Source organism: Comamonas aquatica (assembly GCF_018064205.1).
Lineage (GTDB): Bacteria > Pseudomonadota > Gammaproteobacteria > Burkholderiales > Burkholderiaceae_C > Comamonas > Comamonas aquatica.
Genome location: NZ_CP072916.1, coordinates 3,540,243 through 3,552,474, shown reverse-complemented (window position 1 = coordinate 3,552,474; position 12,232 = coordinate 3,540,243). Strand labels below are relative to the sequence as shown.

Sequence of the window (12,232 nt, the reverse complement as noted above, 5' to 3'; positions counted from 1 at the left end):
TATGCTGGTGCCGCAGTTGGAGGGGGCTCAGGCGCGAGGCTGACCCCGTGAATGCATGGTCCGCGCTGGCAGCAGCACACTGCCCTGAGCCTCTTGCTTAGAGGCTAGCCCGGTAGGTCACGGGGTCCAGCGTGCAATGGCTGGCGATATTGCCTGGCAAGGCAAAGAATTTGGGCTGCCTGCGAAACTCGAAGATCCGATACAGCTGAAATTTTTCGGCTTCGGCCTGGGACGTCGCCAACTCGTTGTGCGTCACGTAGAACGGGGTGTTCTTGGCAAAGCTGGTGGTTTTCACCTCAATCCAGCATTCCTGGCCGTCCAGGTCAAAAGAGCGCACATCAAACCCCAACCCGTCGCCCAGGGTGACGGCCACATGCTCTACGCGGTCGGCCAGACCGGGCAGGCCATGGCGCTGCAGTTTCCAGCGCTCGTAACCTACAACAAATTCCTCCCCGGCCAAGCCCAGCGCCTGGTTGCGTGCCTCTTGCGCCAGATAGTCGCGGCGTGCAGGACTGCGCACGGCGTAGGCAGCGTTGGTTTCACTGACCTGGTGCCTCGCTTCGGGGGCTGCTTGCCATGCATGGTCAAACGCAGGATGCGGCAGGGTGTGTGCGGGCAAGGTCACTGCGGCTTGCACAGTGGCCGCCAGATGCGGGTGCCGCATCACCTGCTGCTCCACTTCTTGCAACAGGCTTTTTTGAAAGTTGTTGCGGGGCTTGTAGCCTTGGATGCTGGGGTATTGCAACAGCTGCATCACCGCACTGATGTTGCAGTACTTGAATTCGACGGCGCCGGCGGAGCGTTGGCCGGACAGCTGTGCCAGCACCTGCTCGCGGTAGGTGCTTTTGCGATAGCGCTGGCCCGCCAGCTCCAGTGTCAACATGTCGAGGTAGCTGCGAACAACGACAGCAACTTCTTGATCGCTCCAGGCGGTGTGGGATGTTTCATGATCCATGTCGGCATCTTGCCAGGCATGGATGGCACGCGGCTGGCTCAGTCCGCCATCTGCTGCAGCGCGGGCAGCACCTGCTCGTGCAGCAGCGGGGCCAGGGTGGCGGGGTGGGGGCCGTCCAGCGCCAGCCAGTCCATGGCCTCGATCTCGGCGGCGATCTGCACGGCGGGCGTGTGCGCCAGCCGGGCGTAGAACACCTGGGCCTGCACGCGCGTATCGGCCTCGTTGGCGGCGCGGTTCTCGAAGTGGGCCAGGGGCTGCAGGCGGTCCATGGGGGCCTGCCATTGCAGCTCTTCCTGCAGTTCGCGCTGCAGGGCCTGGAGCGCGGTTTCCCCGGCGTCGATCTTGCCGCCAGGCAGCATCCAGAACGGGCTGCCGCGCTTGCGCACGACCAGCAATTGGCGTTCGGGGTTGATCAGGCAGGCGGTGGCCAGGTGCAGGGTGTGCATGGGGATCAGGGGGGAAAGAATGTCTTCAGCGCATGCGCTTGTCGCCATAGGCGCACCAGCCGGGCTTGGGGCCCTTCTTGGGGTGCAGGCGGCAGGTTTCGGGGCGCCGTTCATAGACCGTGCAGCGGCGCGTGCTGGCGTCCAGAAAGTTGCAGTCCCCGCTGGCGCGGCGGGCCATGGTGAAGATGTTGTGCTTGGGGTTGTAGTGGTCGATCAGCCGGGCCTTGAGCAGGCGCTTGGCGATCAGCTTGTGGTCGACGTTGTCGACCTCGAAGGCATCCACCAGCCCCAGGCGCACCAGGTCGGGCAGCTGCACTTCCAGCGGCATGGTGCAGCAGTTGGCGGCGCAGCTGTCGCACAGGCCGGGCTTGTACTTGCTCCAGGTGTCGAGCCGGTCTACGTCCACGATGCGGATGGCGGGTTTCATGCGGAAAAGGGGGCGGGATGCGCTATCAGAAAGAGGAGCAGGCAGCGTGCGTTTTGCAAGGTTTTCAAATAGAAAACTGGTTGGAAACCACGTCCAGAATGCGCTGCCAGCTATGAATACATTGGGCTGCGCTGCCTGGCGGTGACCGGGCGGCAGCGCCTGCGGCAGGCACTATAGCGGCTGGGGGCGTGGCCCGGGGCCGCCTGCAAAAAAGCCTGCGCACCAGGCGCAGGCTTCGGGGGCAAGGTGGGTCCCGCGGGGACTCAGCGTGACTGGTGCACGCCCAGCAGGAACTGGCTGCACATGGATTGGGGCGAGGCTTCGCGCGCGCTGTGGTCCGAGATGCTGAGCTTGTCCGCCACCGCGCGGTGGTCGCGCTTGAGCGTGCTGCCCGTGACCATGCCCAGCTGGCGCACCTGCTCGGGCGCCAGCATCTGCAGGCGCACGGCCTCCTGCATGGCCACGCACACGCTGCTGACGGCGTCGTAGCGCGCCATGGTATGGGCGTAGAAGAAGTAGCCGCCGGCAAAGCCGAGCAGGGCCGTGAGCGCAGCGATCAGTGCAGCTTGGGTGCGGTTCATGGGGTGGGATGGTGTTCTGTCACAAGGGGGCGTCAGTCGCGCTTGGCGCGCAGCACCTTGCCATCGGCCGCATCCAGCTTGACCTCCATCAGGCGGTGGTCGGCCTGCAGCACATCGACCTGGTAGCTGATGGTACCCCAGTGGTTGTCCAGCTCGGCCTTCATGGCCTTGCCGGGCGTGTGCGCCGTGGCAGCGCGGATGGCCTGCAGGATGTCGATCTTGGCGGCCTGGCTGCGCTCCACATCCTTGCGCTTGGCCGCGCCGTCGTTCTCGTGCAGGCGGGCCTGGCCGGTTACCGCGTCCACCCAGACTTCCACGCTCTGCCGCTGCGGCGTGAGGATGTGGGCCTCGTAGCGCACGCCGGCCCCGTCGCCGTCATCCAGCTCGATCTCGATCACCTGGCCCGGCGTCATCTGCGTGGCGTTCTGCACGGCCTGCTCCAGGCTGATCTTCACGGGCGCGGTCAGCGCCTGCCACTGTGCCGGGGTCTTGGCATGGGCGCCCAGGGCCAGTGTGGCGGCGGCCAGGGGCAAGGCGATGCGGTGGGACAGCCGGTGGTGCCAATGCTTCATGAGCGTTCTCCTTGGTAACGATGCAGGACAGGTGCACACCTCAGCCAGTCGGCCCCCGCCGGGCGTGGGACGGGGTCGCGTCGCGCGCCGTTGGCGGCGAGTCTGGTGCACGGCGCGGGGCATGCTGAGCACAAATGGTGCGCCTTTCACGATATGGGGGATTTTGTCGGCGATTTCCAGAGTTTTGGCGCAAAAAACATCCATTCCCAAACTGGCACGCCACTTGCTGAACTGTGCCTGTGCCGGCTTGTGTACAAGGATGTATTCAAGTGCGGTCCGTCTGTCACAGCCCTTGTTTGATGAAGGAAACGCCATGCTGTCTCGCCGCCTCCTGCTCGCTTCTCTGACCTCTTCCGCCCTGGCCCTGTCCGTGGCCACACCCGCCCAGGCGGCCGACAAGGTGATCAAGGTGGGCACGCTCAAGCTCATCCACGGCATCACGCCCTACTTCTACGACAAGTTCACGCCGGCCGGCTACAAGATCGAGGTGATCCCCTTCGAGACCCCCACCGACGGCAAGAACGCCGTGGTGACCAAGTCGGTGGACTTCGGCACCTACGGCCTGGCCGCCGCCACGCTGGGTGCGGCGGCGGGCGAGCCCGTGGTCATCGTCGCGCCCACCTGCAATGGCGGCATGGCGATCGTGGTGGGCAAGCACAGCGGCATCGGCAGCTTCAAGGGCCTGCAGGGCAAGCGCGTGGGCATCCTGCCCGGCTCCACCCAGGAGGCGGTGTTCAACGACCGCCTGAAGTCCGAAGGCATGACGCTCAAGGACATCAAGTCCGTGCGCGTGTCCTTCAGCGAAATGGCGGGCGCGCTGGAGCGCGGCGACATTGACGCCTACGTCGGTGCCGAGCCCGGCCCCTCCATCAGCGTGACCCGGGGCGTGGGCAAGGTGCTGGAGTTCCCGTACAGCACGCCCACCGGCAAGGTCAACATGGTCATGACCACGCACGCCGACACGGTCAAGAAGGACCCGGAACTGGTCAAGGTGTTCCTGGAGATCCACCGCAAGGCCTCCGAATACGCCATGGCCCACCGCGCCGAGCTGGTGCAGATGGCCGGTGCCAAGCTGGGCTTCGCCCCCGACGTGGCCAACCTGGCGGCCGACAACGTGGAGCTGACCTGGAAGATCGACGAGGACTGGATCACACGCAGCAAGTACTACGGCTCGCTGATGCTGGAGCGCAAGCAGATCCGCAAGCTGCCCGACTACAGCAGCTTCATCGTCACCGGCTTCAACCCCCAGTAAGCCCGCCCCGCCTGGCGGTGTGCTGCACCGCCGGGCCCCTGGCCTCCCCTGCCCGCTTCCGGAATGCCTGCCATGTCGTCTTCGCCCCCCTCTTTCACACCCGCCACGTCCCCGGTGGCACTGGCCATGCCGCCCCAGCCCAGCGCGGCCCGTGTCTGGATGACCACCTGGCTGGTGCCCGCCGTGCTGCCCCTGCTGCTGCTGCTGGCCTGGGACGTGGCCGTGCGCGCCACGGGAACCATGCTGGTGCCTTCCCCCCAGGAAGTGGGCCTGATGCTCTGGGATTTCGCCTTTGGCGGCATCTATGACGACGCCTTCAGCGCCACCCTGCCCACGCACTGGCTGCAGTCCATGTCGCGTGTCTACGGGGCCTTTGCGCTGGCCGCGTTGGCCGGCATTCCGCTGGGCCTGGTGATCGGCAAGAACGCCGCCATCCGCCGCTTCGTGGACCCCACGCTGCAGATGCTGCGCCCGGTGCCGGTCACGGCCTGGCTGCCGCTGTCCATGATCTTCTTCGGCGTGGGCCCCAACGCTGCCATCTTCCTGGTGTTCCTGGGGGCGTTCTTTCCCATCGTCATCAACACCACCTTTGGCGTGAAGTCGGTCGAGCCGCGCCTGTTCGAGGCCGCCGCCATGCTGGGCTGCAAGGGCACCTCCATGTTCCGCCAGGTGGTGCTGCCGGCGGCCATGCCCTCCATCTTCAACGGCCTGCGCCTGGGCCACGGCATCGCTTGGTTCCTGATCGTGGTGGGCGAGATGACGGGCGTGCCCGAGGGCCTGGGCGCGGCCATCATGGACGGCCGCATGCTGTCGCGCACCGACGTGGTGATCGCCGGCATGGTGGTCATCGGCTTCACCGGCTTTGTCACCGACCGCCTGCTGGTCACCCTCAACAACCGTCTGCTCAAGTGGAGCCCGCAACACCATGTCTGAGATCCTTGCCCATCGCACCCCTGCGCCCATCCTGGACATTGCCAACGTCAGCAAGGTCTTCTCCCTGCATGGCCGCCCCATCCACGCGCTCAAGGACGTCAACCTGCAGATCCAGAAGGGCGAATTCGTCTGCCTGATCGGCGCCTCGGGCTGCGGCAAGTCCACGCTGCTGCGCATCATGGGTGGCTTTGAAAGCGTGTCCACCGGCGTGGCCCGGATGTACCACACGCCCATCAGCGAACCCGGTCCCGACCGCGGCATGGTGTTCCAGGACTATGGCCTGTTCCCCTGGCTGACCGTGCGCCAGAACATCGCCTTCGGGCCCAAGCAGCGCGGCCTGCCCGAGGTCAAGCTGCGCGAGATCGCCGACCACTACCTGCACATGGTCGGCCTGAGCAAGTTTGCCGACCACTTTCCCCACCAGCTGTCGGGCGGCATGAAGCAGCGCGTCTCCATCGCGCGGGCGCTGGCCAACGACTGCGAAGTGCTGCTGATGGACGAGCCCTTTGGCGCCCTGGATGCGCTGACGCGCGAAGTGCTGCAGCAGGAGCTGCTGGACATCTGGGCCAAGACCCGGCTGACCGTGATCTTCGTCACCCACGCGGTCGAAGAAGCCGTGCTGCTGGCCGACCGCGTGGTGGTCATGACCGCCGGCCCCGGCCGGGTGGAGCGCGACTACCGCATCCCGCTGGAGCGCCCGCGCCACATCACGACCCCCGAGTTCAACCGCGTGCGCCAGGAGCTGACCGAGCTGCTCAGCAGCCACGTGGCCCACCACGCCAAGGCCGCCTGATGGTGATCGACACCCTGCTCCACCTGCCCCAGGCCGTGCGCGACGCGGCCTATGACAACACCCGCGCCGTGGCCAGCAGCGCCCAGCAGCTGGCGGCGTTTGAAGCGCGCAGCATGGCCGTGGTGCAGCAGCACGCCGCCGATCTGGACGTGGCCTATGGCCCGGGCGCGCGCCAGCGGCTGGATTACTTCCACGGCCCGGCCGGTGCGCCCACCCTGCTGTTCATCCACGGCGGCTACTGGCAGATGCGGCACAAGAACAGCTTCCGCTTCGTGGTCCAGGGCGCCTTGCAGCAGGGCGTGCATGCGGCCCTGATCGGCTACACGCTGGCACCCCAGGCCAGTCTCACGCAGATCGTGCAGGAAGTACGGCAGGGCATTGCCGCTGTGCGCCGGCAGGCCCTGGCGGCTGGCGGCAGCGGCCGCATCCTGCTGTGCGGTTGGTCGGCGGGCGGGCATCTGACGGTCCTGGGCCTGGACGGCGACGGGGTGGTGGGCGGCCTGGGGATCAGCGGCATCTATGCGCTGGAGCCGGTGCGCCACACCTACCTGAACCAGGCCCTGCAGCTGACGCCGGCCGAAGTGGACCAGCTCAGCCCGCTGCAATTGCCGGTGGTCGACAAGCCGCTGGTGCTGGCGTATGGAACGGCCGAGCTGGCGCAGCTGCAGGCGCAGACCCAGGCCTTTGCCCACTACCGCCAGGCGGCCCCGGGCGCCTGTCTGGCGGTGCCGGGTGCGGACCATTTCAGTATCTTGAATGCCCTGGCCGATCCGCAGGGCGTAGCGCTGCAGGCCTTGCTGGCGCTGGACCGGGCCTGACCCACGCCTGCACCGCGCTGACGGTCATTCCGCGTTTTTCATAGCTGTCCGCGCAGGTCAGGCGGCCGCTTCCAGCCTTTTTGGCTTGGCATTTTGCAGGGTGTGCAAGGTGATGTTCTTCACCTCGTCGCGGCTGACGCGGATGTGCTTTTGCAGCAGCACCTTGGCCTGCAGCCCGTCGTGCTGCAGCAGCGCGCGCAGGATGCGGCTGTGCTCGTCGTAGGTGACGTCGATGCGGTAGTTGCGCGTGAATTCCAGGCGCCGCACGATGCGGATGCGGTCCGTTATGTCGCGGTGGATGCGCGCCATCTCCAGGTTGCCGCTGGCCTCCATCAGGTCGATGTGGAAGCGCTCATCGATGTGCGACACCGCATGCTGGTCCGTCAGGCGCTCCTGCAGCGGCACGCACCACAGCGCGCACAGTGCGGCCAGGCGCTGCTCCAGGTCCGGGTCCACCACCAGCAGGTCCACGGCCGCACACTCCAGCACGGCGCGCACGTCGTACAGCTGCTCGAACACCGCGAAGTCGATGCTGTTGACCACCCAGCCCATCTTGGGCATGACCGAGATATAGCCCTCGCGCTGCAGGCGCACCAGGGCCTCGCGCACGGGGGTGCGGCTCATGCCCAGCTGGGCGCCGATTTCGCTTTCGCTGAAACGGTCTCCGGGCACGTACTGAAAATTATCGAAAGCCTGTCGCAGCTTGTCGTAGGCCATGTTGGCAAGGCTGGTGGGCGCCACGGGCGTCTCCTGCGGAATTGGGGGGATGCGGTTGTATCGGGTGCAGGGCGTGCCTGATTCAGGTGCACGCCCTGCACCAGGGTGTTACGCCGCCATGCAATACGCGCGCCAGCCCCCGAAATGCGTGATGTCCTGGGCATGGCCCAGGGCCATGCCTTCGCAGATGAAGCCCTTGACGTGGCGGCCATCCTGCAGCGTGACCGTACCAATGCCCAGCGGCGCGGGCACACCGGCCACAAAGCGCCCCAGGTTGGCGACGGGCATGTCCCAGACCTCCACGGCGATCGCGGCCCCGTCCTCGGCCCGGGCCAGTCCGGGTTTGGCGGGCACCGTGCCGGCCAGCGCATACAGGCGGTAGTAGGGTGCCGTGTGCGTGGCTTCACGGAAGCGCGCCCCGCAGGCCAGCAGCTCGTGGTTCAGCGGCATGCCGCGCAGGTGGGCGCCGACCACGGTCAGCGCAATCGTCTCGCCCTGCGTGGGCACGTGCCAGCGGGGCAGCGCGCCCAGGGTGCGCGTGGGCAGGCCTGTAGCCCCGGCGGTGAGTGGGGTCTGGGCTTCCAGGGCCTGGGCCCAGCGCACCAGATCGGGCTCGCGCCAGGCCGGCGCAATCAGGGTGATGCCGAACGGCAGCCCGCTGGGCAGTTGCGCGGCCGGAATGGCGATGGCCGACCAGCCCAGCAGATTCACGAAGTTGGTGTACGTGCCCAGCTCGGAATTGGCGGCCACGGGTTCGGCCTGCAGATCGGCCATGCTGGGGTGGCGCGGTGCCGTGGGCACGCACAGCACGTCGCAGTCCTGCCAGATTTTTTCCGCCTCGCGCTGCAGCGTCTGCAGCTGGTACTGCGCGGCAAAGGTGTCCACGGCATTGAAGCGCTGGTGCACGTCCAGCACCTGGCGGATCACGGGCAGCAAGGCCTCGGGCTGCTGCTCGTACAGGCGGCGCGCACCCACCACCCGCTCGGCCACCCAGGGGCCGTAGTACAGCAGCTGGGCCACCTCGAACAAGGTGTCGAAGGCCCGGGTCTGCACGCTGGCCACCTGGGGCTGCAGCCGCTGCGCAAACTGGGTGAAGGCGGCCTCGTAATCGGCGGCCAGCTGGCGCCCGCCCGGGATCGCCACCCGCAGCTGCGCCAGCGGCCGGTGCGCGGGGATGGCGGGCCGCGCCTGCGAATAGGCATCCTGCGCGTCGGGCCCCTCCATGATGGACAGCGCCAGGGCGCTGTCGGCCACATTCAGGGCCAGCACGCCGATGCAATCCAGCGTGCGGCAGGCGGGCACCAAACCGGTGCCACTGACGGCACCGGGTGTGGGCTTGAGCCCCACGATCTGGTTGAAGCCCGCGGGCACGCGGCCCGAACCGGCCGTGTCCGTGGACAGGGCAAACGGCACCAGCCCGCGCGCCACCACCGAGGCCGAACCCGAGCTGGAGCCGCCCGAGACCAGCGTGGGATCAAAGGTGTTGGGCACGGCCCCATAGGGCGATCGCACCCCCACCAAGCCGGTGGCGAACTGGTCCAGGTTGGTCTTGCCCAGCACGATGGCGCCGGCCTGGCGCAGCCGCTGCACGGCCACGGCATCCTGCGCCGCCACATAGGCAAATGCCGGGCAGGCGGCGGTGGTGGTGAAGCCGGCCACATCAATGTTGTCCTTGGCGGCAAACGGAATGCCGTACAGCGGCAACTGGTCGCGGCCCACGGCATGTTCCAGGGCCTGCAGTTGCTGCAGCTGCGCCTGCAGCTGTGCCTCCGTGGCAATGCTGATCCACGCCGTGTCATCGGCCTGCAAGGCCTGGCGCTGCTGCTCCAGCAGCGCAGCCGGTGCTGCGCCACCGTGGTAGGCGTGCTTCCAATCGTCGAATGTGCCAATCAGCATGATGAATACCCAGATGTATACAAGATGCGGAGTTAAAGCAGATTGCGTGCCAATTGCAGCGGTTGCGTGGCGCGTTGTCGCCGATGAAGTTGCGGCGGGGTTCGACTGCATCGCCCACCAGCTCTGGAGCAGCGGCAGACCAAGAAAAAAGGCTTGAAGCCTTTTAGGACTTCAAGCCTTGTGCAGCTTGCGCTGAAAGCTCCGATTTTTGAAATCAAACGTCGATGTTGCCGGCCCGCAGGGCGTTGTCTTCGATGAAGTTGCGGCGGGGTTCGACCTCGTCGCCCATCAGCATGGTGAACACGCGGTCGGCTTCGATGGCGTCGCCGATCTGCACCTGCAGCAGGCTGCGCACATTCGGGTCCATGGTGGTTTCCCACAGCTGTTCGGGGTTCATTTCACCCAGACCCTTGTAGCGCTGGCGGCCGGTGGTGCGTTCGGCTTCGCTGATCAGCCACTGCATGGCCTGGCGGAAGTCGCCGACCTTTTCGGTCTTGGCTTTTTCGCCTTCGCCGCGCGTGACCTTGGCGCCTTCAGCCAGCAGGCCGGCAAAGCTTTCGGCTTCGGCCGACAGGGCGGCGTAGTCGTGGCTGCGCACAAAGTCCTGCGTGAGGATGGAGCTCTTGATGTTGCCGTGGTGGTGGCGGCTGATGCGCAGGATCGGGTTCTCGCTGACGGGGTCGATCTCGGCGGTCACGGCGGCGGGCACGCCGGTGGTGGTCAGCTCGCGCAGCTTGGCCTCCAGCACGGGGGCGCAGGCCTGGGCTTCTTCCAGGGTGTCCAGCTTGATCTTCACGCCGTCGGCGATGGCGCGCAGGGCTTCCTGGTCCAGGAAGTTGGACAGGCGCTCAATCACGGTCTCGGCGGCCAGGTGCATGTCGGCCAGCTTGGCCAGTTCCTCGCCCTCGATGGTGCGGGCGTTGGCACCGCCGGTGTGCACGCTGGCGTGGTTCAGCGCGATCTTGAGCAGGTACTTGTTCAGCGCCGGGCCGTCCTTGAGGTACAGCTCTTCCTTGCCGTTCTTGACCTTGTACAGGGGCGGCTGGGCGATGTAGATGTGGCCGCGCTCGACCAGCTCGGGCATCTGGCGGTAGAAGAAGGTCAGCAGCAGTGTGCGGATGTGGGCACCGTCCACGTCCGCGTCGGTCATGATGATGATGCGGTGGTAGCGCAGCTTGTCGGGGTTGTAGTCGTCCGAGTTGCTCTTGCCCGAATCGGCGCTGACCTTGCCGATGCCGGTGCCCAGGGCCGTGATCAGGGTGATGATTTCCTGGCTGGACAGCAGCTTTTCGTAGCGGGCCTTTTCCACGTTCAGGATCTTGCCGCGCAGGGGCAGGATGGCCTGGAACTTGCGGTCGCGGCCCTGCTTGGCGGATCCACCTGCGGAGTCACCCTCGACGATGTAGATTTCGCACAGCGCGGGGTCTTTTTCCTGGCAGTCGGCCAGCTTGCCGGGCAGGCCCATGCCGTCCAGCACGCCCTTGCGGCGCGTCATTTCGCGGGCCTTGCGCGCGGCTTCACGGGCGCGGGCGGCCTCGATGATCTTGCCGCACAGGATCTTGGCGTCGTTGGGGTTCTCTTCCAGGTAGTCGGTCAGTGTCTTGGCGACGATGTCTTCCACCGGCGCACGCACTTCGGAGCTGACCAGCTTGTCCTTGGTCTGGCTGCTGAACTTGGGCTCGGGCACCTTCACGCTCAGCACGGCGCACAGGCCTTCGCGCATGTCGTCCCCGCTGACTTCGACCTTGGCCTTCTTGGCCAGTTCGTGGTCGGCGATGTACTTGCCGATCACGCGGGTCATGGCCGCACGCAGGCCGGTCAGGTGGGTGCCGCCATCCCGCTGGGGGATGTTGTTGGTGAAGCACAGCACCTGTTCGTTGTAGCCGTCGTTCCACTGCATGGCCACCTCGACACCGATCTCGGTGCCGGGGATGCCGCCGTAGCTGTCGGCCGGGCGGCTGCCCGTGGCGTAGAACGAGGTGGGGTGCAGCACCTTCTTGTTGGCGTTGATGAAGCCGACAAAGCCCTGCACGCCGCCGGCGCCGGAGAAGTCGTCTTCCTTGCCATCGCGTTCGTCCTTCAGGCGGATGCGCACGCCGTTGTTCAGGAACGAGAGTTCGCGCAGGCGCTTGGCCAGGATTTCGTAACGGAACTCGAAGTTTTCCTTGAAGATGTCCTGGTCGGGCAGGAAGTGCACCTTGGTGCCGCGCTTGTCGGTCTCGCCGATGACGCGCATGGGCGAGGTCTCGAAGCCGTCGACCACCTCGATCAGGCGGTTCTGCACAAAGCCGCGCGAGAAGTCGATCTCATGCACCTTGCCGTCGCGGCGCACGGTCAGCTTCAGCCAGATGGACAGCGCGTTCACGCAGGACACGCCCACGCCGTGCAGACCGCCCGAGACCTTGTAGCTGTTCTGGTTGAACTTGCCGCCGGCGTGCAGCTCGGTCAGCGCGATTTCGGCGGCCGAGCGCTTGGGCTCGTGCTTGTCGTCCATCTTCACGCCGGTGGGAATGCCGCGGCCGTTGTCGATGACGGACAGCGAGCCGTCGGCGTGGATGGTGACCAGGATGTCGTCGCAGTGGCCGGCCAGCGCTTCGTCGATGGAGTTGTCCACGACCTCGAACACCAGGTGGTGCAGGCCGGTGCCGTCGGAGGTGTCGCCGATGTACATGCCGGGGCGCTTGCGCACGGCCTCCAGGCCTTCCAGGATCTGGATGGCGCCTTCGCCGTAGCCGGTGTCAGCGGGGGCGCTGGCGGGTGCTGCGGTGGGGTTTTCTGGCTGGTTCTCGTCGGTCATGAAGGTGCCTTACTGCTACAATAACAGGAGCTATTTGCGCTTGTA

The 12,232-nt window shown here is 66.4% G+C and carries 12 protein-coding genes; 4 read left to right on the top strand and 8 right to left on the bottom strand.

From position 1 onward, the window contains the following. Nucleotides 1-97 precede the first annotated feature (97 nt). The 5 genes from KAQ61_RS16680 to KAQ61_RS16660 all read right to left on the bottom strand — a co-directional run bounded on the left by KAQ61_RS16680 (nt 98) and on the right by KAQ61_RS16660 (nt 2,981). Nucleotides 98-955, bottom strand: a complete 858-nt coding sequence (locus tag KAQ61_RS16680; protein ID WP_244982931.1) for a protein NO VEIN domain-containing protein — start codon at nt 953-955, stop codon at nt 98-100. A gap of 38 nt (nt 956-993) precedes the next feature. Next, a complete protein-coding gene (locus KAQ61_RS16675; protein ID WP_210929874.1) occupies nt 994-1,401 on the bottom strand; it encodes an NUDIX hydrolase in 408 nt (135 codons plus the stop codon). A 25-nt stretch (nt 1,402-1,426) separates the two neighbouring features. Then, the gene (locus KAQ61_RS16670; protein WP_043378377.1) at nt 1,427-1,828 is read right to left on the bottom strand and encodes a YkgJ family cysteine cluster protein; all 402 of its coding nucleotides are present in this window, start codon (nt 1,826-1,828) and stop codon (nt 1,427-1,429) included. Nucleotides 1,829-2,091: 263 nt separating this feature from the next. After that, nucleotides 2,092-2,409, bottom strand: a complete 318-nt coding sequence (locus KAQ61_RS16665; protein ID WP_042412082.1) for a hypothetical protein — start codon at nt 2,407-2,409, stop codon at nt 2,092-2,094. 32 nt (nt 2,410-2,441) lie between these two features. Beyond that, the gene (locus KAQ61_RS16660) at nt 2,442-2,981 is read right to left on the bottom strand and encodes a PepSY domain-containing protein (RefSeq protein ID WP_210929873.1); all 540 of its coding nucleotides are present in this window, start codon (nt 2,979-2,981) and stop codon (nt 2,442-2,444) included. A 313-nt stretch (nt 2,982-3,294) separates the two neighbouring features. On the opposite strand from KAQ61_RS16660, the gene KAQ61_RS16655 reads away from it, so the two are divergent. From KAQ61_RS16655 to KAQ61_RS16640, 4 genes are all read left to right on the top strand, one after another. Further along, a complete protein-coding gene (locus KAQ61_RS16655) occupies nt 3,295-4,233 on the top strand; it encodes an ABC transporter substrate-binding protein (protein WP_043378384.1) in 939 nt (312 codons plus the stop codon). Nucleotides 4,234-4,305: 72 nt separating this feature from the next. After that, complete coding sequence (locus tag KAQ61_RS16650) at nt 4,306-5,166, top strand: ABC transporter permease (protein WP_051519322.1); 861 nt, start codon at nt 4,306-4,308, stop codon at nt 5,164-5,166. Further along, nucleotides 5,159-5,959, top strand: coding sequence for an ABC transporter ATP-binding protein (locus KAQ61_RS16645; RefSeq protein ID WP_210929872.1), 801 nt, complete (start codon nt 5,159-5,161; stop codon nt 5,957-5,959). The genes KAQ61_RS16650 and KAQ61_RS16645 overlap by 8 nt, the downstream gene beginning before the upstream one ends. Beyond that, entirely contained in the window at nt 5,959-6,777 is an 819-nt protein-coding gene (locus KAQ61_RS16640) for an alpha/beta hydrolase (RefSeq protein ID WP_244982930.1), read from the top strand. Before KAQ61_RS16645 ends, KAQ61_RS16640 begins: the two co-directional genes overlap by 1 nt. Before the next feature lie 57 nt (nt 6,778-6,834). Here the strand turns inward: KAQ61_RS16640 and KAQ61_RS16635 are convergent, their stop codons facing one another. The 3 genes from KAQ61_RS16635 to gyrB form a co-directional block, all read right to left on the bottom strand. Then, complete coding sequence (locus KAQ61_RS16635) at nt 6,835-7,518, bottom strand: GntR family transcriptional regulator (RefSeq protein WP_210929871.1); 684 nt, start codon at nt 7,516-7,518, stop codon at nt 6,835-6,837. An 84-nt stretch (nt 7,519-7,602) separates the two neighbouring features. Beyond that, a complete protein-coding gene (gene atzF, locus KAQ61_RS16630) occupies nt 7,603-9,390 on the bottom strand; it encodes an allophanate hydrolase (protein ID WP_210929870.1) in 1,788 nt (595 codons plus the stop codon). 214 nt (nt 9,391-9,604) lie between these two features. After that, nucleotides 9,605-12,187: a DNA topoisomerase (ATP-hydrolyzing) subunit B gene (gene gyrB / locus KAQ61_RS16625; protein ID WP_210929869.1), complete on the bottom strand. Its 2,583-nt coding sequence runs from the start codon at nt 12,185-12,187 to the stop codon at nt 9,605-9,607. Nucleotides 12,188-12,232: the final 45 nt, after the last annotated feature.

Bases quoted from the DNA above. Each gene is read 5' to 3' on its own strand.
- KAQ61_RS16680 (WP_244982931.1), bottom strand. From the start codon at position 955: ATGGATCATGAAACATCCCACACCGCCTGGAGCGATCAAGAAGTTGCT.
- KAQ61_RS16675 (WP_210929874.1), bottom strand. From the start codon at position 1,401: ATGCACACCCTGCACCTGGCCACCGCCTGCCTGATCAACCCCGAACGC.
- KAQ61_RS16670 (WP_043378377.1), bottom strand. From the start codon at position 1,828: ATGAAACCCGCCATCCGCATCGTGGACGTAGACCGGCTCGACACCTGG.
- KAQ61_RS16665 (WP_042412082.1), bottom strand. From the start codon at position 2,409: ATGAACCGCACCCAAGCTGCACTGATCGCTGCGCTCACGGCCCTGCTC.
- KAQ61_RS16660 (WP_210929873.1), bottom strand. From the start codon at position 2,981: ATGAAGCATTGGCACCACCGGCTGTCCCACCGCATCGCCTTGCCCCTG.
- KAQ61_RS16655 (WP_043378384.1), top strand. From the start codon at position 3,295: ATGCTGTCTCGCCGCCTCCTGCTCGCTTCTCTGACCTCTTCCGCCCTG.
- KAQ61_RS16650 (WP_051519322.1), top strand. From the start codon at position 4,306: ATGTCGTCTTCGCCCCCCTCTTTCACACCCGCCACGTCCCCGGTGGCA.
- KAQ61_RS16645 (WP_210929872.1), top strand. From the start codon at position 5,159: ATGTCTGAGATCCTTGCCCATCGCACCCCTGCGCCCATCCTGGACATT.
- KAQ61_RS16640 (WP_244982930.1), top strand. From the start codon at position 5,959: ATGGTGATCGACACCCTGCTCCACCTGCCCCAGGCCGTGCGCGACGCG.
- atzF (WP_210929870.1), bottom strand. From the start codon at position 9,390: ATGCTGATTGGCACATTCGACGATTGGAAGCACGCCTACCACGGTGGC.
- gyrB (WP_210929869.1), bottom strand. From the start codon at position 12,187: ATGACCGACGAGAACCAGCCAGAAAACCCCACCGCAGCACCCGCCAGC.